Annotated in this window: 18 protein-coding genes; 8 read left to right on the forward strand and 10 right to left on the reverse strand. The window is 69.2% G+C overall.

The annotated features are described in order from the left end of the window. Positions 1 to 76 precede the first annotated feature (76 nt). Complete coding sequence (locus ACWEQQ_RS16795; RefSeq protein WP_452348803.1) at positions 77 to 871, reverse strand: glutaminyl-peptide cyclotransferase; 795 nt, start codon at positions 869 to 871, stop codon at positions 77 to 79. A gap of 17 nt (positions 872 to 888) precedes the next feature. On the opposite strand from ACWEQQ_RS16795, the gene ACWEQQ_RS16800 reads away from it, so the two are divergent. Together ACWEQQ_RS16800 and ACWEQQ_RS16805 are read left to right on the forward strand one after the other, a co-directional pair. Next, on the forward strand, positions 889 to 2,229 hold the full coding sequence (locus ACWEQQ_RS16800; RefSeq protein ID WP_452348804.1) for a DUF3027 domain-containing protein: 1,341 nt from the start codon (positions 889 to 891) through the stop codon (positions 2,227 to 2,229). A gap of 142 nt (positions 2,230 to 2,371) precedes the next feature. Next, positions 2,372 to 5,551 carry a sacsin N-terminal ATP-binding-like domain-containing protein gene (locus ACWEQQ_RS16805; RefSeq protein ID WP_452348805.1) on the forward strand — a complete coding sequence of 1,060 codons (3,180 nt, stop codon included), beginning with the start codon at positions 2,372 to 2,374 and terminating at the stop codon, positions 5,549 to 5,551. 128 nt (positions 5,552 to 5,679) lie between these two features. Here ACWEQQ_RS16805 and ACWEQQ_RS16810 read toward each other — a convergent pair whose 3' ends face one another. Beyond that, a complete protein-coding gene (locus ACWEQQ_RS16810; protein ID WP_379397885.1) occupies positions 5,680 to 6,294 on the reverse strand; it encodes a TetR/AcrR family transcriptional regulator in 615 nt (204 codons plus the stop codon). A 133-nt stretch (positions 6,295 to 6,427) separates the two neighbouring features. Next, positions 6,428 to 6,670 carry a DUF2530 domain-containing protein gene (locus ACWEQQ_RS16815; protein WP_452348806.1) on the reverse strand — a complete coding sequence of 81 codons (243 nt, stop codon included), beginning with the start codon at positions 6,668 to 6,670 and terminating at the stop codon, positions 6,428 to 6,430. A gap of 109 nt (positions 6,671 to 6,779) precedes the next feature. Here ACWEQQ_RS16815 and ACWEQQ_RS16820 point away from each other — a divergent pair, with 109 nt between their 5' ends. Beyond that, positions 6,780 to 7,217: a MarR family winged helix-turn-helix transcriptional regulator gene (locus ACWEQQ_RS16820; RefSeq protein WP_354830859.1), complete on the forward strand. Its 438-nt coding sequence runs from the start codon at positions 6,780 to 6,782 to the stop codon at positions 7,215 to 7,217. 1 nt (position 7,218) lies between these two features. On the opposite strand, the gene ACWEQQ_RS16825 is transcribed toward ACWEQQ_RS16820, so the two are convergent. The 5 genes from ACWEQQ_RS16825 to pdxH form a co-directional block, all read right to left on the reverse strand. After that, a complete protein-coding gene (locus ACWEQQ_RS16825; RefSeq protein WP_356999267.1) occupies positions 7,219 to 7,608 on the reverse strand; it encodes a YccF domain-containing protein in 390 nt (129 codons plus the stop codon). Between the two features lie 268 nt (positions 7,609 to 7,876). Then, positions 7,877 to 9,082: a GNAT family N-acetyltransferase gene (locus ACWEQQ_RS16830; protein WP_452348807.1), complete on the reverse strand. Its 1,206-nt coding sequence runs from the start codon at positions 9,080 to 9,082 to the stop codon at positions 7,877 to 7,879. Positions 9,083 to 9,316: 234 nt separating this feature from the next. Further along, positions 9,317 to 10,630, reverse strand: coding sequence for a citrate synthase (locus ACWEQQ_RS16835; RefSeq protein ID WP_452338132.1), 1,314 nt, complete (start codon positions 10,628 to 10,630; stop codon positions 9,317 to 9,319). 187 nt (positions 10,631 to 10,817) lie between these two features. After that, complete coding sequence (locus ACWEQQ_RS16840; RefSeq protein ID WP_452348808.1) at positions 10,818 to 12,101, reverse strand: MFS transporter; 1,284 nt, start codon at positions 12,099 to 12,101, stop codon at positions 10,818 to 10,820. Positions 12,102 to 12,207: 106 nt separating this feature from the next. After that, complete coding sequence (gene pdxH, locus ACWEQQ_RS16845) at positions 12,208 to 12,933, reverse strand: pyridoxamine 5'-phosphate oxidase (RefSeq protein ID WP_452338131.1); 726 nt, start codon at positions 12,931 to 12,933, stop codon at positions 12,208 to 12,210. A 100-nt stretch (positions 12,934 to 13,033) separates the two neighbouring features. Between pdxH and ACWEQQ_RS16850 the strand changes: the two genes are divergently transcribed. Further along, positions 13,034 to 14,176, forward strand: a complete 1,143-nt coding sequence (locus ACWEQQ_RS16850; protein ID WP_452338130.1) for a citrate synthase 2 — start codon at positions 13,034 to 13,036, stop codon at positions 14,174 to 14,176. 96 nt (positions 14,177 to 14,272) lie between these two features. Here the strand turns inward: ACWEQQ_RS16850 and ACWEQQ_RS16855 are convergent, their stop codons facing one another. Continuing rightward, positions 14,273 to 15,097, reverse strand: coding sequence for an RDD family protein (locus tag ACWEQQ_RS16855; protein ID WP_452348809.1), 825 nt, complete (start codon positions 15,095 to 15,097; stop codon positions 14,273 to 14,275). Between the two features lie 295 nt (positions 15,098 to 15,392). Between ACWEQQ_RS16855 and ACWEQQ_RS16860 the strand changes: the two genes are divergently transcribed. Next, positions 15,393 to 16,259 carry a polysaccharide deacetylase family protein gene (locus ACWEQQ_RS16860; protein ID WP_452338128.1) on the forward strand — a complete coding sequence of 289 codons (867 nt, stop codon included), beginning with the start codon at positions 15,393 to 15,395 and terminating at the stop codon, positions 16,257 to 16,259. 38 nt (positions 16,260 to 16,297) lie between these two features. Here the strand turns inward: ACWEQQ_RS16860 and ACWEQQ_RS16865 are convergent, their stop codons facing one another. Further along, positions 16,298 to 17,053: a hypothetical protein gene (locus ACWEQQ_RS16865; protein ID WP_452348810.1), complete on the reverse strand. Its 756-nt coding sequence runs from the start codon at positions 17,051 to 17,053 to the stop codon at positions 16,298 to 16,300. Between the two features lie 132 nt (positions 17,054 to 17,185). Between ACWEQQ_RS16865 and serC the strand changes: the two genes are divergently transcribed. The 3 genes from serC to ACWEQQ_RS16880 all read left to right on the forward strand — a co-directional run bounded on the left by serC (position 17,186) and on the right by ACWEQQ_RS16880 (position 20,579). After that, positions 17,186 to 18,310 (forward strand): phosphoserine transaminase, encoded by a 1,125-nt coding sequence (gene serC, locus ACWEQQ_RS16870; protein WP_354830837.1) that lies wholly within the window; start codon positions 17,186 to 17,188, stop codon positions 18,308 to 18,310. 232 nt (positions 18,311 to 18,542) lie between these two features. Continuing rightward, positions 18,543 to 19,589, forward strand: coding sequence for a septation protein SepH (gene sepH, locus ACWEQQ_RS16875; protein WP_452348811.1), 1,047 nt, complete (start codon positions 18,543 to 18,545; stop codon positions 19,587 to 19,589). A gap of 249 nt (positions 19,590 to 19,838) precedes the next feature. Beyond that, positions 19,839 to 20,579 carry a DUF6928 family protein gene (locus ACWEQQ_RS16880; protein ID WP_452348812.1) on the forward strand — a complete coding sequence of 247 codons (741 nt, stop codon included), beginning with the start codon at positions 19,839 to 19,841 and terminating at the stop codon, positions 20,577 to 20,579.

Here is a 20,579-nt window from a genome sequence, read left to right on the forward strand (position 1 = left end):
TGCCGTCGGCCGGTGGCTGCACTACGGCCGGTGTGGGCCACCACAAGTTCGGAGCGACCGGTCGCGATGGACCAGATCAGGCGGGGACGAAACGCACTTCATAGGACGTCGGCCACTTCTTGCCGGTGAGGAGGAAGTGGTCGGTGCCGGGGAGGTGGGCGATGCCGTTGAGCACATCGGTGTCGGGGGTGCGGGCGCTGCGGGGGAGCAGGCCGGAGGCGTCGATCGCGGCGAGGACCTCGCCGGTGCCCGGATCGATGCGCAGGATGGTGTTCGTCGGCCAGGTGTTGGCGTAGACGGAACCGTCGGGGGCGCAATCCAGTTCGTTGAGCTCGGCGTCCTTGTGGCTGGTCAGCGCCACGCTCCCGGTGATCGCGAAGGTCTGTGGATCGCGGAAGGTGAGGGTCGAGCTGCCATTGCTCATGAGCACGCGATCGTCCCGGGTGCACAGGCCCCAGCCCTCGCCGTCGAAATGCCTGGTGCGCAGTTCCGCGAGAGTGCCCGGGTCGCGGGCGATGGCCACGCCGTTCTTGTAGGTGAGCTGCCACAGCACGTCGCCGGCCCGGGTGATGCCCTCGCCGAACAGGGGCGCGGGCAGATCGGCGCGGGCGAGTTCGGCGCCGGTGTTCAGGTCGGTGGCCCGGATCGAGGAATTGCCGGCGAGTCCGGTGCTCTCGTAGAGAACCAACCCGTCGACCTCCAAGCCCTCGGTGAACGCGCCCGGGTCGTGCGGCCGGGTGGCGACCACCTCGACCCGCAGCTTCGGCGTGTTGTCGCTGCTGGTGCAGCCGGTCGCGGTCGCGGCCAGGGCCAGGGCCGTGGACAGCGTGATCGTGGCGGCCGCTACCGGTGCACGGCGTTTGCGCTCCATACGGCAAAATGTAGGGCGTGAGCGCGGTTGGAGTTTCGGAGTCCGGTATGCGGCCGATCCTGGCGGAGGCGGTCGAGCTGGCCCGCCGTGCGCTCCTGGACCTGGAACCGGTCGGGGTGGGCGCGCATCTGGGCGTGACCGGCGAGGACGAATCCTCGGCCACCCATCACTTCGAGGCGACGCTGCCCGGCTATCGCGGCTGGCAGTGGGCGGTCGTGGTGGCCGCGCCGCCGGGGGCGACCACCGCCACGGTGAGCGAGTCGGCACTGCTGCCCGGGCCGGACGCACTGGTGGCGCCCGACTTCATCCCGTGGGATCAGCGCATCCGCCCCGGCGATCTCGCGCCCGGCGATCTGCTGGCCCCGCCGCCCGGCGACCCGCGCCTGGTGCCCGGCTATGTCGCCTCCGGTGACCCGGCCGTCGACGAGGTCGCCCTCGAGATCGGGCTCGGCCGCACCCAGGTGCTCTCCCGCGAGGGTCGCGAGGAGGCCGCCTACCGCTGGTTCTCCGAATACGGCCCCGACACCGACATGGCCCGCGCCGCCCCGTCCACCTGCGCCCGCTGCGCCTTCTTCGTTCCCATGGCCGGCGCCCTGGGCGCTGCCTTCGGCGTCTGCACCAATGCCATGGGCGCCGACGGCCACGTGGTCCACGTCGCCTACGGCTGTGGCGCCCACTCCGACGTCGAACTCCCCACCGGCAGCGGCTCTCCCCTCTACGAGGCATACGACGACGCCGCCGTGGACCTGTTCCCCACCGCCGACCTCCGCATCGAAACCGGTGCGCTGGAAGCGGAATCCGCCAAGAACGGCGAAGTGGACGAATCCGGCACGGTAGCGGGTGCGGAAGCGCCTGCTAGCGAGACCGATTCGACGCCCACCGTGACGGACGCCGACGCGACCGCTGATGCCGCCGCTGAGCCTGCCGCGACTGCTGACGCTGCCACGACGACCGAGGCCGCGGAAGCCGAACTTGCCGCTGTGGCCGGGTTGGAATCGGGCGAGAAGGACGAAACTGGCGCGGGTCGGACTGTGGAGACCGACACGGTCGCCGCGGACACGAGCGTTGCGGCTGAGGCCGATTCGGCGACGGGCCTGGCTGATGCCGCGGATGTGCGGGCGGGTGTGGTCGATCCGGACGCCGAGGTCGCCGCTGTGTCGGCGGTGCCCGAGAGTGGCGAGGCGGCAGGACCGACCGAGAACGGCGAGGCGGGACCGTCCGAGAAGTCGGTGGCCGCGGACGATTCCGGCACGGCCGGGTTGTTCGAGGTGGGCGATCCGGATGCGGTGTACGACGATGCGTGGGCCGTGAATGCGGTGCGGGTGGAGCCCGAGACCGGTTCGGCCGAGTCGCGCTGAGGCGCTCGCCCGGATAGGTTGTAGCGCCGCCGGATTCCCGGCGGCGGGTGCGGTTTTCGATGGATCGCGCCGGAGTTCTGTGAGATACCCGGATGCTTGGCTCTGGCGTGCCATCAACGGTTGTGCGGAAGGGGTGTAGGGCGTGGTCGCGACCGATGCGGGGGATCCGTTCGGGACGGCGGAACTGCGGGCCGGGGTGGTGGCCGCCTGGCGCGGGTCGCCCACCCGGTTGCGGGAGGACGCCGCCACGGAGGCGGACCTGGTCCGGGCCGGATACCGGGACCGGTTGCTGACCGAGCTGGCGCAGAACGCCGCCGACGCGGCCGCCAAGGCGGGCGTCGACGGGCGGATCGCGGTGTGGCTGGACGGCCGCACCCTGCATGTGGCCAATACCGGTGCGCCGCTGGATGTTTCGGGCGTGCACGCGCTCACCGCACTGCGGGCCTCGGGGAAGACCGACGCCGCGGCCGTCGGGCAGTTCGGGGTGGGCTTCACCGCCGTGCTGACGGTGTCGGACGAGGTGGAATTCCGTTCGACCGGCGGCTCGGTGCGGTTCTCACGGGCCGAGACCTGGGCGCTGCTCGGCGCGCAGGGCATCGAGATCCCGCAGACGCCGGACGATTTCGAGCCGCCCGCGCTGCGACTGGCCTGGGCCACCGCGGAGCAGCCCGGGAACGGGTTCGACAGTGAGATCGTGCTGCGGTTGCGCGAGCACGTGGACACCGTCGCCCTGCTCACGGAGATGCGGTCGGAGGCGGCCGATCTGCTGCTGGAACTGCCCGCGCTGCACGCCATCCGGATCGGTGACGACGAGATCGCCAGTACCGAGCGGGAACTCGGTGACGGCCTCACGGAACTGCGGGTCACCGGCCCGAATTCCGATGAGCGCGTGTGGTGGCAGTACCGCACCGAGCGTGTCCGCTGGCTGCTGCCCGTGCGCGACGGCCGCCCGATCGCCACCCGCCCCGATGTGCTGCGCGCACCCACCCGCTCCGACGAGGAGCTGTCCATTCCGGCTCTGCTCATCGCCGACATCCCCATGCAGCCGGACCGCCGCCGCCTGCTCCCCGGCGCGCACCTGACCGCGCTGGCGGCCGGTTACGCCGCGTTCGCGCGCGCCCTGCCGCCGCGCGACCGCCTGGTCCTGGTCCCCACTCCCGGCTTCGCCCGCAGCGAGGCCGACGGCCTGCTCCGCGAGGCCCTGATCGCCGAGCTCCGCGACAACGAGTGGCTTCCGGTCCTCACCGGCCGTCCGGAACGCGCTGCCGAATATGCCCCGGCGCCGGCAGAATTCGACGCCGCGTTCGGCGAGACGGCAGCCGGCGGTGATACCGAGGCCGATGAGGTGCGGGCATCGGGCGATCCCGATACCGCGGCCGCGCTCGAACTGGCCGCCGCGCCGGACGTGGACTCGGCCGCCGCGCCGGCCGCCAAGGCGAGCGCGGCATGGGAGCAGGAAACCCTGCCGCTGTGGGATCTTCCGGCCCAGGACGAAGCGCCCGGCGACACGGTCGAACCCCACGACGCCATCGGACCGCACGATGTGGTCGCGACCTTCGACTCGACCGGGTTCGAGGAACCATCCCCAGTGGACCTGGGGATGGTTGTGAATGAACCGGCGACCACCGAAACCCCGGGCGCGGATTCGCGGGCGAATGTCGCCTCGCCGCGGCGGGCCACCGTATTCACCGGTGCGACCGTGGAATTGGCCGATCTGCTGGCGGACATGGTCGGCCCGCTGGTGATTCCGGAGCTGTCGGGCCGCATGTACGCCGATGCCCTCGCCGTACTGGATGTGCACCGGATCGGCCTGGCGCGGATCGCCGAGCTGTCGAGCAGCCTGGAACGTGGACCGCAGTGGTGGTATTCGCTCTACGACGCCCTGGAGCCGTTCGCGGTGGATCCGCTGGCGGTGGAGGAACTGGGCGCGCTGGCGGTGCCGCTGACCGACGGCCGCCTGGTGACCGGCCCGCGCACGGTGGTGCTGGATGACCGTCTGGAACAGGCGATTCCGGTGCACTGGGCGCGTCTGGTGCACCCGGAGGCGGCCCACGAGCTGCTGGGCCGGCTGGGTACGCGCCCGGCCACGCCGGAGGATCTGCTCAATGACGCCGGGCTGCAGGCGGTGCTGGAGGACGATCCGAGCGATCCGGACACCGTCGACGCGGTGCTGAAGCTGGCGGCCACCACCCTGGCCGCGCCGGGTGTCCTCCCGTCCTGGCTGGGCCTGGTCGAATTGCCGGATGTCGACGGCGAATCGACGCCGGCCGACGAACTGCTGCTGCCCGATGCGCCGCTGGCCCGCGTGCTCGTCGAGGATTCGCCCTTCACCACCGTGGATGCCGGCGTGCTCGAGCGCTACGGCCCGGAGGCCCTGCGCGCCATCGGCGTCGGCTGGAGCTTCACGCTGGTCGCCGAGTCGGATCCGACCGGCCCGGACCACCACCTCGACGACGAGGAGACCTGGTGGGAGGGTCTGGCCGAGGATCCGGCCGAACTGGTGGCGGTCCGCGATCTGGACCTGGTGGACGACGCCGAATGGCCGGAGGCGCTGCGGCTGTTGCTGTCCGATGAGACGACTCGCCGGCTGCTCGCGGACCGCGACGGCTACACCGCCTGGTGGCTGCGCCATCACGCCTACATCGACGGCATTCCGCTCGGCCTGCTGCGCCACCCGGACGACACTCTGTTCGCGGGTCTGCTCCCGCAGCTGCCGGGCTTCGACGCGAACGATCTGGCGGTGCTGCGCGGCGTGCTCGCCGACCCGGAGGTGCTCACCCCCGCGCTGGCCGAGGAACTCCTCGACGCCCTCGCCGATCCGGCGAGAATGCCCACCCCGGAATCGATTTCACAGACGTACCGGTATCTGGCCGAGGCGCTCGACGCGGGCCGCCTGGACACCGAGGATCTGGTGCTGCCGGGTCAGGTGCGCGCCCTCACCGGGGAGGTGATCCCGGCCGCGGACGCCCTGGTGCTGGATCGCCCGTGGCTGGGCCCGGCGCTGCCCGCCGACCGGCTGGTCGTGGGTGACCTGGCGTCGGCGCGCCCGCTGGCCACGCTGCTGGATCTGCCGCTGGCCTCCGAGGCGGTGACGGCGGAGGTGGTGAGCACCGGCCGGGAGACCAGCTGGACCGCCGAGCCGCTGGGTGTGCTGCTGCGCCTGCAGTTCGACTTGCCGCTGCCCGCAGGCGATCTCGTGGTGCACGACGAACTCCGGGTCCGGCTGACGGGTGCGTTCGAGGCCACGGTGACGGTCGCGTGGTGGCGGGAGGGCGATATCACCCACGTGCAGGCGCAGCCGCAGAACTTCTCGCGCCGCTGAGGACGCGTGCGGGCCCGAATGGCCGTGCGTGGGCCCGGCCTGGACGAGATACACAGGCGGGCAGGCGAATTCGGGTCCGGCGCGGGCGCTGCTGCACAGTGCCCGCGCCGGAGCGGGGGAGGCCCGGGTCAGGCCGCGTGGGCTGCCACGGTGGTGGCGAGGACGTCCAATTGCTGACGGACAGCGGCGCTGTCGTTGTCAACCAGCCAGCGCAGCACGATGCCGTCGATGGCCGCCAGTATGAAACGGGACAGCGTGTCGACGGGAACGGTCCAGGAGGTGCCGGTGGCTTCGCGCGCGTGTTCGATGACGTCGGCGACCGTGGAGTCGTTGAAGGTGTACTGCTCGCGTGCGATGGCGAGTTTCGCGGGGGTCTGCTCGCCTTCGCGTAGGGCGTAGGTGGTGGTTTCGTAGGTGAGTAGTTGGCGCTCCGGAGTGGCTTCGATGTTGAGCCACATGAGTTCCAGACCGGCGCGCACCAATTGTTGCAGCGCTTCTTTTCCGGTTCCGACGTCCTGCCATACCGTTTCGTTGGCATCGACGGAATCGCGCAATTCCATCGAGAGTGCCTTGACCAGCTCGGTCATCAGCTGATCTTTGTTTTCGAAACAGTAATGCACCACACCGAGGGAAACACCGGCTGCCTGGGCAACATCGCGCGTGGTAACTCCTGCCACGCCCTTTTTTTCGGCAAGGCCGATGGCTGCCTCGATAAGGTGGGCCCGTCGTTCTTCGACGCTCAATCGGGAGGACACTCCAGGGAGTTAAGCCTCCGAGGCGCGTGCAGTCAATTCGCACGGTCCGCAAGTTCGTTTTGTCAGACCCGTCTGGACGGCCGACCAGTCGCTTTTAGTGCTAATCCGGGCCCGGGGCCCGCTAATCCAGACCGAGCTGTGCGCCTTTGTCCCCGCGCCGCGCGCTCCGGCGCTGGATCGCGAAGATCGTGTAGCCGAGCAGGCCCACCGCCAGACCCATCAGGCAGACCGGACGCGCGGTCGCCCACGCGTCGTTCGCCCACACCGCCACCGTCGCGATCAGGAAACCGAGGCTGCCCACGGCCAGTACCGGGCGCGGATCGGTGAAGCGCGGGGGAATCTCCGGAACGGGCGGCGTGGTCACCCCACCAGACTAGAGGGCGGGGCCGGTCCGGGTGGCGCGCCGGGGCGGCCGGCCCCCACGCACCGGAACAGCCGACTCCCGCGCGGGCGGTCCCGTATCGTTTGCCTCTGTGACAACGCCTTCCGACATTCGAGCGCTCGCCGGTGAACTTTCGCTGGCGGTGGTGCGCTTGACTCGGCATCTGCGAGGCCGGCGGGCCGATGCCCAGATTTCGCTGACCCAGCTGTCCGCGCTCGCCACGCTGAATCGGGAGGGCGCCATGACGCCGGGCACGCTGGCCGCCAAGGAGCGGGTGCAGCCGCCGTCGATGACCCGGGTCATCGCCTCGCTGTCGGAAATGGATCTGGTGGAACGCAATCCGCACCCCACCGACGGGCGGCAGATCATCGTGTCGCTGTCCGACGCCGGGCGCGCCCTGATCGCCGACGAGAACCAGGCCCGCGAGGCCTGGATGACCGATCAGCTGTCCCGGCTGTCCCCCGCCCAGGTCGGCGTGCTCGCCGAGGCGGTCGGGATCATGAAGCAGATCGTCGACGAATCCGAGTGATTCAGTAGCCGAAACGCCGGTCGCTGTCGACGATTTCGCGGCCCAGGGGGAACAGGGAGATCGGGATCAGCTTGAGATTGGCCCAGGCGAACGGGATCCCGATGATGGTGACGGCGAGGGCGATGCTGGTCATCAGGTGGCCCAGCGCCAGCCACCAGCCCGCCACGATGATCCAGATGATGTTGCCGAGCATGGAGCCCACGCCCGCGCTCGGCTTCTCCACCGCTTCCCGGCCGAAGGGCCAGAGCACGAAGTTGGCGATGCGGAAGGACGCGACGCCCCACGGGATGGTCACGATCAGCACGCAGCAGATCAGCCCGGCGATGACATAGCCGATGGCCATCCAGAATCCGACCAGCACGAGCCACAGGACGTTGAGTATCAACTGGATGGGTTTCACGTATCCCAGCATGCCAGCGTCCGGTGCTCACCCACCACCGGGAAAACCCTGAACTCGCCAGGGGTGCCCCTCGCCCGAATCGGGTGAAATGCCCCAAAAGGTGGGTTGAATCATTGACAACTGTTAATGACGAGCTATCTCGGCTTATGCAGCTCTACACATTTTTCTGGCATGGAAAGAATCTAGAGCGCATTTCTAGCAAAGAAATACCCCGGTTCCAACGCCGTGCCGGATCCGGCAGCCGTTTTCGTCTGCCGACTCAGAAGAACCAGCCGAGCTCGGCGTCGCATTCGGCGGCGAACGCCTCGTCGAATGCGCGGAGCACGGCCGCGTCCTTGGCCTGGATCCGGTTGGCGGCCGCGAAGACCCGGGCCCGGTACGCGCCGAAGTAGAGGCTGCCGAGTACCTCGATGCCGAGTTCCAGATCCGGGGTGCGGCCGGTCGGTGCGCACTCGGCGATGCCGTCGCGCACCCGCAGCGCGAAGCTGCCGCCCGCGTCACGGAACGGATCGTGCACGGACAGCACGATATCCAGATCCCGCTGGTAGGTGCGGGCGGTGAGAGCGGCTGGGACGTCCATCACCCGGGTCCACAGCGCGTCGTGGCGGCCGGTGACGCGCACCAGACGCGGATTCGTGACCAGGTAGGGGAGTGGATCGTTATCGCTCAGCGTCGCCTCGACCGTGTCCACCAGATCCAGGCTCAGCAGCACCCGCCACAGCGCGACATGGGCTTCCGCTGTGACAGCCCGCAGCTCGCGGACCGTGGCGGTGTTCTTGTCCTCGTGCCAGGCGCGCCGCAGGATGGCGTAGCCGTCCGGATGGATCAGGAAGAACTGCGGTGAGCTCTCCTCGCTCTGTACCGCGTCGGCGAAGAACCGCTGCTGCCAGCGGGCTGCGGGCCGGGCCTGCGCGCCCGGGACCAGCCGCCGCCAGCGGTCGTAGATCGCGGGCAACCGGAGCTTCGCCTCTTCCCGGTCGGCGACCTGCACCCCTCCGGGATCCGGTGTGGTGGAACGGAATTCGGCGGTGCGCCCGCGCACGGAGATCTCGTTCTCGACAATGGACGGGCCGTAGCCGAAGCGGCCGTAGATGGTGCCCTCGCTGGCGGTGAAGATGGTGAGCGGTATGCCCTCGGCCTCGGCGCGCCGATGCTGCTCGGTGTAGAGCGCCCGCAGAATGCCGCGCCGCCGATGGGTGGGCGCCACCACGACGCTGCTGACGCCGCAGGCCTGCACGGTGCGCGCGCCGGGCACGGTGACGGTCATGGTGCGGTCGTTGGTGTGCCCGACGATGCGATCGCCGTCCACGGCCACCAGGGCCCGCTCGATCGGAAAGACGTCGCCGCCGTATTCCAGATCGGCCGGGCCGACCCGCATCCCGAAGCAGATCTCCGAGAGCCGGATGATCTCCGCCCGCTCGTCCGCTCGCGCCGAACGCACGGTAATGCCATTCGTCGATGCCATACCCCGAACATCCCACGTATTACCGGGCCGCGCACCCGATTTTCTCCGGTGTCACCTGCCGCCCCCGCCGCGGCAGGTGGCACCGGAGCTGAGATCGTTTCCATCTCACGGGAACAAGATTGCCGTCGCACCCCAGCGAGATTCTCAACAAGACCTTGTGAACGAAAAACCCCGCCGCAACGATGCGTTGCGGCGGGGTTCGCCGAAAACCCTTCGGGCACAGGGCCCGTCGGGTCAGCGACCGTTGATCTGCATGTAGTCGCGCTCGCCGTAGCCGGTATAGATCTGGCGCGGACGGCCGATCTTCAGCGGCTCGCTGTGCATTTCGCGCCAGTGGGCGATCCAGCCCGGCAGACGGCCCATGGCGAAGAGCACGGTGAACATGCGGGTCGGGAAGCCCATGGCCCGGTAGATGACGCCGGTGTAGAAGTCGACGTTCGGGTACAGGCGGCGCTCGATGAAGTACTCATCGGTGAGGGCGGCCTCTTCGAGGGACTTGGCGATGTCGAGCAGCTGGTCGTCGCCGCCGATCTTGGCCAGGATGTTGTCCGCGACCTGCTTGACCAGGGTGGCGCGCGGGTCGTAGTTGCGGTAGACGCGGTGCCCGAAGCCCATGAGCTTCACGCCGTCTTCCTTGTTCTTGACCTTGCGGACGAACTCCTTGACGTCGCCGCCGCTGGCCTTGATGTCGTCCAGCATCTCCAGCACGGCCTGGTTGGCGCCGCCGTGCAGCGGGCCCCACAGCGCGTTGATGCCGCCGGAGACGGAGGTGAACAGGTTGGCGTCGGACGAACCCACCAGGCGCACAGTCGAAGTCGAGCAGTTCTGCTCGTGGTCGGCGTGCAGGATGAGCAGCATGTCCAGCGCCGCGGCGATCTCCGGGTCGACCTCGTAGGGCTCGGCCGGGAAGCCGAAGGTCATCCGCAGGAAGTTCTCCACCAGCGACAGCGAGTTGTCCGGGTACAGGAACGGCTGGCCGACCGACTTCTTGTACGCGTAGGCCGCGATGGTCGGCAGCTTGGCGAGCAGTCGGATGGTGGACAGCTCGACCTGCTCGGGGTCGCGCGGGTCCAGCGAGTCCTGGTAGTAGGCCGACAGCGCGTTGACCGCGGAGGACAGCACCGGCATCGGGTGCGCGTTGCGCGGGAAGCCGTCGAAGAACCGCTTCAGGTCCTCGTGCAGCAGGGTGTGCCGGCGGATCCGGTCGGTGAAGTCGTCGAGCTGGGCCTGGGTCGGCAGCTCGCCGTAGATCAGCAGGTAGCTGACCTCGATGAAGGTCGACTTACCGGCCAGCTGCTCGATCGGGTACCCGCGGTAGCGCAGGATGCCAGCCTCGCCGTCGATATAGGTGATGGCCGACTTGGTCGAGGCGGTGTTCATGAAACCGGGGTCATAGGTGACGTACCCGGTGCTGGCGAGCAGCTTGCCCAGGTCGATTCCGTCATTGCCCTCGACAGCCTTGGCGACGGTCATCGGGTACTCGCCGCCCGGGTATTGCAGTACCGGCTTGGCGTCGTCGTCGACGTTGATGATGTTCTCAGCGGGCACGGAAGGATCCCTCTCAGGCTTGTAACCGTAGGCATCGGACACGGTCGGCGTGCGATGCGCTCGAGTCAACGCTAGCCGCTGTCCACTACGCCCGACCAATGAGGGTGGCTCTTTGCTACCTCACAGTCACATCGTTCGCAGGTGAGGAGAGCGGCGGTCATGTGCTATGAGCATGAACCCCGTGACATCACGCGAGCTGCACCTCCGAATACGCGCGTGCCACCCGGTATCGGACGAACGCCGGAAACGCCACGGCCGCGATCATCATGCCGATCACGACCAGGACGCCACCACCGGCCGCAGCCGTGGCGGTACCCACCGCCGCGGCCGCGAAACCGTGCGCAACATCACCGATGCGCGGTCCACCTGCCACGACGACGATGAAGACCCCTTGCAGTCGTCCGCGCATCTCGTCGGTCGCCACCGACTGCAGCATGGTAGTGCGCAGGGCCGCGGAGAACATGTCCACCGCGCCGCCGAAAGCCAGGCAGGCCAGCGCGATCCAGAGTGCGAGCGTCACGCTCAGCCCGTGCCCGACCAGGCCCACGGCCAGGCCGAACCCGACCATGCCCAGCCCCCACAGCACGATGCAGACCACCACGGCCAGACCCTGCCGCCGCACCCGCGACAGCCACCCGGAGAACACCCCGCCCAGCACCGCGCCCACCGACATGGCCGCGAACAGCAGGCCCAGTGCCGTTCCGCCGGAAGCGGTGTCGCCGAAGCTGTCCTGGGCGATCTGCGGGAACAGGGCGCGCGGCATGCCGAACACCATGGCCACCACGTCGACCGCGAACGAGGCCAGCAGGATGCGCTGGGTGGCCAGGTAGGCGAAACCGTCGAACACCTCGCGCAGGCCCGCGCGCCGGGTCTCGCCGTGCGGCGGGATGGGCGGCAGCTTCCAGGTGGCCCACAGCGTGGCCAGCAGCGCGATGGAGTCGATCAGGTACAGCGTGGCCAGGCCCGCGAACGGAATCAGCATGCCCGCCAGCACCGGACCGGCGATGGCGCCGAACTGCATGACCGTCATGCTCAGCGAATTGGCCGCGGGCAGCTGCTCGGGCGGCAGCAGCCGCGGGTAGATGGCGCTGCGCGCGGGCTGGTTCATGGCGAAGAACGCCTGCTGCACCGAGAACAGGATCAGGACCAGCCAGGCACTGTTCAGCCCGGCGGCGGCCTGCGCCCAGAAGGCCAGCGAGGTCAGGCCGGTGCCCGCACTGGTGACGAGCAGCATCTTGCGGCGGTCCATGGCGTCGGCGAGCGCGCCGCCCCAGAGGCCGAAGACGATCAGCGGGATGAGGCCGAACAGCCCGGCCAGGCCGACATACGAAGAGCTGTGGGTGATGTCGTAGAGCTGCTTGGGGACGGCTACGACGGACAGCTGTGCGCCGATCACGGTGACGATGCCGGTGGTCCAGAGCCTCCGGTAGTCGGGATTCCGTAATGGAGTTATGTCGGCGAGCAGCTTCACCGGCCCAACCTAGCGACGCCGACGAGCGGTTGGGAAGGCATTTTGGGCCGATCATCCCATCATTTGAACGTGAGATATCCAACTCTTTCGGGCCGACGAGAGTCGGTCAGGGTTGCAGGCGTTCGACTTTCATGACCGACACGTCGGTATTGCCCGGTTCGACGGTGACCCGGATGCGGTTGTGCATGCGGCTGCGGCGGCCCTGCCAGAACTCCACCGTCTCCGGCTGAATCTGGAAGCCGCCCCAGAACGGCGGCACCGGGATGTCGCCGACCTCGGCGAACCGGGCGGCCGTCGCATCCATCTGCCGGTCCAGCTCGGCGCGGGAGGCGATGGGCCGCGACTGCTCCGAGGCCCACGCGCCCAGCCGGGAACCGCGCGGACGGGACTGCCAGTACAGCTCGGTGGCTTCGGCCGGGACCCGCCGCACCGGCCCGCGCACGGTGACCTGCCGGCCCATGGCGGGCCACACGAAAGTGGCCGAGGCGTACGGGGTTCGGGTCAGCTGGCGGCCCTTGAACGATTCGTAATTCGTGTAAAAAGTCACACCTTCGGGAGAAAGCCCCTTGCACAGGACAGTTCGCGACGCGGGCCGCGGACCGGTTTCGGTGATCTCGACGGTGCTCAGCACCATCGAGTTCGAATCGGTCATGCCCGCGCTGGTCGCGTCCTCGATCCAGTTGCGCAGCAACGGCTCCCAGCCGTCGGACAGCCAGGTCTCGTCGAGGTCGGTTTCCGGGCCCGGATGGTTGTCGCCCTGATCGACTCCGTACTCGACCCGCAGGGCAGCCATGTCGACGTCGGGCGTGGCGAATTTCTCCTGGTCAACCATGGGGCAGACGTTACTCCGGAGTAATGCGGGGGTTAAGCTCCAGTTGATCGGCGTGGCTGCCCAAAGATCGGGCGCCCGACTTTGCAAGGAGAGTCACAACATGACTGCCAGCGCTGCGGTACCAAGCTCGGTCGTCCCCGACGGCTTCGTGAGCGGTCTCGAGGGAGTGGTGGCCTTCACCACCGATATCGCCGAACCCGACAAGGACGGCGGCGCCCTCCGGTACCGCGGCGTCGACATCGAGGACCTCGTCGGCAACTCGGTCACCTTCGGCGACGTGTGGGCCCTGCTGGTCGACGGCGAATTCGGCCGCGGCCTACCGCCCGCCGAGCCGTTCCCGCTCCCCATCCACACCGGCGACGTGCGCGTCGACGTGCAGGCCGGCCTGGCCATGCTGGCCCCGATCTGGGGCTACGAGCCGCTGCTCGACATCGACGACGACACCGCCCGCGAGAACCTCGCCCGGGCCTCGGTCATGGCGCTGTCCTACGTCGCCCAGTCGGCGCGCGGCATCTACCAGCCGGCCGTGCCGCAGGCGAAGATCGACGAATCGGCCACCATTACCGAGCGGTTCATGACCCGCTGGAAGGGTGACCCGGACCCGCGCCACATCGAGGCCATCGACGCCTACTGGGTCTCGGCCGCCGAGCACGGCATGAACGCCTCCACCTTCACCGCCCGCGTCATCGCCTCCACCGGCGCCGACGTGGCGGCCTCGCTGTCCGGCGCCATCGGCGCCATGTCCGGCCCGCTGCACGGCGGCGCCCCGGCCCGCGTGCTGCCCATGATCGAAGCCGTCGAGAAGACCGGCGACGCACGGGCCCTGGTCAAGGGCATCCTGGACCGCAAGGAGAAGCTGATGGGCTTCGGCCACCGGGTCTACCGGGCCGAGGACCCGCGCGCCCGCGTGCTGCGCGCCACCGCCAAGCGCCTCGACGCCCCGCGCTACGAGGTCGCCGCCGCCCTGGAGCAGGCCGCCCTGGCCGAGCTGCGCGAGCGCCGCCCCGACCGCGCCATCGAGACCAATGTCGAGTTCTGGGCCGCCGTGATCCTGGACTTCGCCGAGGTCCCGGCGCACATGATGCCCGCCATGTTCACCTGCGGCCGCACCGCCGGCTGGTGTGCCCACATCCTGGAGCAGAAGAAGCTGGGCAAGCTGGTCCGCCCGGCCGCCATCTACACCGGCCCGGCCCCGCGCACGCCCGACGCCGTCCCGGGCTGGGATCTGGTGTCGCACAAGTAATCCGGTTCGAACACGACGGTGGCCCGCAGCGAGAATCGCTGCGGGCCACCGTTTTTCACATCCGTCCCCGGGTCACCCCCCAGCCCCGGGAAGCTCTCAGCCCTTCACGACGATGGTGCTGACGATCTTGTCGGCGAAGGTCTGCTTCTTGGCGTCCCAGGCGGGCCACAGGAAGCCGAGGTAGCAGGGGAGGGCGTCGATGAAGTGCAGCAGGCGGCGGCCGATGGCGAGACCGAAACCGACCGGCTGGCCGGTGGATTCGCGGACCAACCGGATACCGACCACGCGCTTGCCCGGGGTCTGGCCGGTGGTGCCCTCCTGGTGGCTGATGAACAGCAGGCCCGCGAGGCCGACCACGAAGGCGAGCAGCAGGCAGATGATTCCCACCGCGTTCATCCCACCGCCCGTGCAGGACGTGTGGTAGGTGCCGGGCGTGACGCTGCACTGCACCTTGGACGTGCCGGCGGTGACCGCGATGGTCCGCAGGATCGTGCCGGGCAGAACCCAGATCGCGCCGTCGATCAAGTACGCGCCCACGCGCGCGCCCCAGCTCGCATACTGTGCCCCGTACCCTCCGAACGGAGCATAGCCGGGCTGCGGCGCACCGTACGCGGGTTGCGCTGCGCCGTAAGCAGGTTGAGGCGCGCCGTACGCGGGCTGCTGCGGAGCGCCGTAGGGGGACTGGGCGTCATAGCCGGGCTGCGGAGCCCCGTACGCGGGTTGCGGCGTGCCGTACGCGGGCTGGGGCGTGCCGTACGCGGGCTGGGGCGCACCGTAACCGGGTTGGGGCGCGCCGTAGGCGGGCTGCTGCGGAGCACCGTAGCCGGGCTGGGGAGCGCCGTAGCCCGGGGCGGGCTGATCGGCGGGCGGGTAGCCGTATCCGGGCTGCTGCTGCGGGTACGGGTTGTTCGGATATGTCAATGCGTTTCCTTGCAAAGGGATTGTTTCGGTCGGGCAGGCTACAGTCTGGAGCAATCCGGCCTTCGGGATGAACTGGAAATCCGACACGCCGTGAGCGCTGCGCGATTGCTGATCCGCCCACCAGCGGCGGCGTCCCGAGGTGCTCGTATACGGGCTGCTGCGTCGAATCCTGCAGTGGAACAATGGATTACATCTGCACCAACGGCGGTGGCGAGTTGGTTGCCGGACCGCAACGGTTTGAACAATCATGATCGTGGTTCTGGCTACTGCGACCGGATTCACATAACCTGCACCGGTGCTCGACGCAGGACTGTCCAGGCGCGGCTTCTTCGCCGCGGGCGCGGCGCTCGCCGCAGGCCTCGTCACCGCCGGATGCGGTGTGGCGAACGGCAATTCGTCCGACCGCATCCTCGATCCGCACGCCGGGGCCGATCCGGCCACCGCGCCGGCGCGGCTCCCCGCCGCCACGGTGTCGCCCGACGCCGTGGCCGCGAAGTATGCCGGTCGGCAGCCGCAGGGCTGGGGCATGGACCTCGACGGCATCGTGACCGGGTTCAATGCCACGGGCAAGCAGTTCGCGGTCACCTTCGACGCCTGCGGCGGCCCCGGCAACAACGACATCGACGAGAACCTGCTGGCCTTCCTGCAGGCCCAGCAGATTCCGGCCACCTTATTTCTGAACAAGCGCTGGATCGACGCGAATCCCGGTCGCGCCGGGCAGCTGGCCGCCAACCCGCTCTTCGAGATCGGCAATCACGGCACCGCGCACTGCCCGCTGTCGGTGAACGGCCGCGCCGCCTACGAGATCAAGGGCACCGCCTCCCCGCAGGCGGCCGTGGACGAGGTGTGGGGCAACCACCAGCGCATCACCGCCCTGACCGGTCACGCGCCCCGCTTCTTCCGCGCGGGCACCGCACATTACGACGACGTGGCCGTGGCGATCGTGAAGGACCTGGGCGAGACCCCGGTCGGCTTCTCGGTCAACGCCGATTTCGGTGCCACCGCGACCGCCGCCCAGGTCCAGAACAACATGACGGCCGCCAAGACCGGCGGCATCTCCCTGGCGCACATGCACCGCCCCAAGTCGGGCACCGGCGCGGGCATGCTCGCCGCCCTGCCGGCCCTGAAGTCCAACGGCTTCCAATTCGTGCACCTGCCATAGCCTTTCGAGCACGTGTCACAGCCTTTCGGGCCCGGCGGTCAGTCGGCCAGCGAGGCCGCCCAGTCCACCGCGACGGATTCGCCGCGGTCGACGGTGAAGAAGGCGACCTTCAGATGCCGGCCCAGATCCACCAATTCCAGGGCGGACAGCGGGACCGGCTGCACCACCCGCACGCGCCACGGCCCCGGCTCGTCCCAGGCATGCAGTTCCAGATCCAGCCGCAGCACCGGATCGTCTCTGCCGCTGTAGTCGGCCGCGACCGGTGTCGCGGCCAGCACGGTGGCGCGGGCGCGGCGGCCATCGGCCAGGATCTTGGCGATATTGGTGCGCGAGGTCTCCTCGGACGCGGGCAGATACAGCGCCACCCGGTCGTCATCGCCCGGATCGACTCGGCAGCAGACCACATCGCCGGGCTGCATCCACTGCCGATCGGCCGCGCTCACCCGTTGCCGGACCCGCGCCTCGTAGGCATGCCGGCCCTCGAGCTGGACCCGCACCCAGAACTCCGGTCCCGGCTCGGCCTCGGCGGTGCCGTGCACACCGAGCACGGTCGCGGCGCCCTCGACGCCGTGCAACAGCAGTTCGCGCCGCGCGGCGTCGTCGAGAGTGAGCCCGCGGCGGGCGAGGCCGCGGGAACCGAATTGCGAGGACAGCCGGGCGAGCAGGCCGATGCGCGGGGCGGGCGCGAGTTGCGCACCGCGGCGCCGCCGACCGGAATTCGGGGGCGCGCCGGGTCCGGAATCGGGCGGCTGGTCGGAAGCGCTGCGCGGTCGCTCGTGTGCGGCCATGTCCATGGCGGTACACCGTAATCGCTGTGTGGTGCCCGACACAGCGATACCCGAGGTTTGCCGAACCCGCTCGTGGGAATGTTTTTCCGACCGGACCCGGGCGTGAGCGCGGGTGATAGCACCTCTACCCTTGTCGCCATGACCTCTGCGTTCCCGACCATCCCCGACGATCTCAAGCCCGCCGACGGACGGTTCGGTTGCGGCCCCTCCAAGGTCCGCCCCGAGCAGCTGCAGTCCCTGGTGGATACCGGCGCCTCGGTGTTCGGTACCTCGCATCGGCAGAAGCCGGTCAAGGACGTGGTGGCGCGGGTGCGCTCCGGTCTGCGCGACCTGTTCTCGCTGCCCGACGGTTACGAGGTCGTGCTGGGCAACGGTGGCACCACCGCGTTCTGGGACGCCGCCGCCTTCGGCCTGATCCGCGAGAAGTCGCTGCACCTGAGCAATGGCGAGTTCTCCTCGAAGTTCGCCTCCGTCGCCAAGGGCAACCCGTTCATCGGTGACCCGATCGTGGTGAAGTCGGAGCCGGGCGACGCTCCCGAGCCGACCTCCGACCCGTCGGCGGACCTGATCGGCTGGGCCCACAACGAGACCTCCACCGGTGTCGCCATCCCGGTGTCACGCCCGGCCGGCTCCGAGCACGCGCTGGTCGCCATCGACGCCACCTCCGGCGCGGGCGGTCTGCCGGTGAACATCGCCGACACCGACGTCTACTACTTCGCCCCGCAGAAGTGCTTCGCCTCCGACGGCGGCCTGTGGATCGCGCTCATGAGCCCCAAGGCGCTCGAGCGGGTGGAGGAAATCAAGAACTCGGGTCGCTGGACCCCCGAATTCCTCTCGCTGCCGATCGCGATCGACAACTCCACCAAGGACCAGACCTACAACACCCCGGCGCTTGCCACCCTGTTGCTGTTCGCCAACCAGATCGAGTGGCTGAATGGCAACGGCGGCCTGGACTGGGCCGTGAAGCGCACCGCCGACTCGTCCTCGCGCCTGTACTCGTGGGCCGAGACCAGCGCGTACGCAACGCCGTTCGTGCAGAACCCGGCGCTGCGCTCGCAGGTCGTCGGCACCATCGACTTCGCCGACACCGTGGACGCCGCGCAGGTGGCGAAGGTGCTGCGCGCCAATGGAATCGTGGACACCGAGCCGTACCGGAAGCTGGGCCGTAACCAGCTGCGCATCGGCATGTTCCCGGCCATCGACCCCGACGATGTCTCGCAGCTGACCCGCTGCGTCGACTGGGTCGTCGAAAAGCTGGCCTGAGCAGTAACAACGACATCGGTTCACGGTTCTCTCACGCTCTTCGGGAGATCATGAAACCGGTTTCGCCGCTGAGGCGAATCGATCACACTAATGCGGCGCGGAAGTCTGGGAACAGATTTCCGCGCCGCGTGTCTTGCCCCATGATTCTCAGAAGTGCACTACTGTTCCAGAACGTGGGCGGTGTCGCGAGCCTAGCTATAGCTGTGAGTTGCGCAGCGAACAGGAGGTAACGGTGCGTGAACTTCGAGTAATCGGATTGACGCCCGATTCCACGCACATCGTGTGCATCGATACCGAGAGCGGCCAGAAGTACCGGCTCGCCGCCGACGATAAACTGCGCGCCGCGGCCCGCGGAGATCTTGCCCGATTCGGCCAAATCGAGATCGAAACGGAAGCCACGATGCGTCCTCGCGATATCCAGGCCCGCATCCGTGCCGGCGCGTCGGTGGAGCAGGTCACCGAAGAATCGGGTATGCCGCTGTCGCGGGTGGAGCGTTTCGCGTATCCCGTTCTGCTGGAACGCGCCCGGGCCGCCGAGCTGGCGCAGAAGGCACACCCGGTCCGCAACGACGGTCCCGCCGTGGAGACCCTCATCGAGATCGTGTCGGCCGCCTTCGCCGAGCGCGGCCACAATATCGAGGTCGCCGAATGGGATGCCTGGAAGGACGAGAAGGGCTACTGGGTGGCCCAATTGCAGTGGCAGGCGGGCCGTTCCGTGATCGCCGCGCACTGGCGCTACCAGCCGGACGCGCACGGCGGCTCGGTGGTGCCGCTCGATGATCCGGCCTCGGACCTGATCGATCCCGATTTCGGCCGGGCGCTGCGCGGCCTGGCGACCATCCTGCCGGACCAGACCGACCCGGTGGTGGACGAGGTGCCGGCGCCCGCGCCCGCACCGCGCGAGGAGCGGACCCCCGACTACGAGTCCGCGCCGGCGCGAGTCGCCAAGCAGCAGAACGTGGACGACTACTTCGAGCAGCGCGCCGCGGTCGGCGACGGCACCGTGCCGGTGACCACCGCCGCCGCCCCGGCGCCGGCCCCCGCTCCGGCGGCGAAGGAGCAGCCCGCTCCGGCGCTCCCGGCTGCCCCGGCACCCGCTCCGGCCCCGGCTGCCGCCGAGCCCGCGGAACCGGTTCCCGCCCCGGCGCAGCCGGCCGCGAAGGCCAACGCGCAGAAGCCGAATCGCAAGCCCGGGGAGGCGGGGCGCAAGCGGGGTGGCAAGGCGCCGATGCCGTCCTGGGAGGATGTACTCCTAGGCGTGCGGTCCTCCGGTCACTGAGTCCTGCCGGGTAGGCCGCTCGAACTTCTCGGATGCTAGTGGGTTGCTGAATCCGCGGGCCGTCCGCTCTGCGCCGCGCCGCGCCGCGAAACAAGGTTCGCAACGGCGATATTTCGGCCCTCGCGGGGGTAGATTCATTGAGTCGGCGGTCAGCGCCGGGTCGATCCACGTCGATGCCAGTGATCGGCCGCCGAATGTTTGCTCCAAAGTAGCCAGCCTGTGTGCAGTGACTGAGGGGAGGTGACGTCGGTGCCATCAACGGTCTATTCCCTGTGGTATGTCGACGCCCCCGATCCGGTGGCCGTGCTGCGTGCGCACCCGGGACCCGACCCGGACGCCGCCTTCGCACTCGCCAAACAGCTCAACCCGGACCGTGATGTGGTGCCCGCCGCCTCGGGCACCATGAAGGTGTGGGCGGGGCCGGATCGCGAATCCGTCTATATCGGTTGCTATCCCGGCGTCACGGTCGTCTGCTCCACCCAGGCCGCGTTGGCGCGCCCGACCAGACTGCCGGAGCTGCTGGTCCGTCCGCTCGCCTCAGAGCAGACCTACCTGATCTCCTACGACCTGTCCCTGGGCTGGGGCGCGTTCGCGCACTGGGAACGCGGCGAATTCCGCCGCTCCTTCAGCGCGACCCGGGTCAATATCCTCGAGGACGAGGGCATGCCGCGGGTGTGGGAGCGGCCCTACTGGGCGGGTGACCATCCCATCCACCTCGCGCCCGGCGAACTGCCCGACCCGCAGCTACTGCCCTTCGACCCGCCGGACTTCGCCGACGCCGCCAATCAGCAGTGGCTCGGCTTCCGGTATCGCGGCCGGGATCCCGAGCAGGCGCTGACCGCCGACGAGATCGAGGTGTGCGGCTTCTCGCTGTTCCCCAGGGGCGAGGCGCCGATGGTGGTGGAGGTCGTGCCGGAGGCGCCCATCGAGCACAACGGCAGCAAACGCGGACTGCTGGGCTGGCTGCGCGGCCGCGACCCGGTCGCCTGA

The organism is Nocardia sp. NPDC004123 (assembly GCF_053603795.1).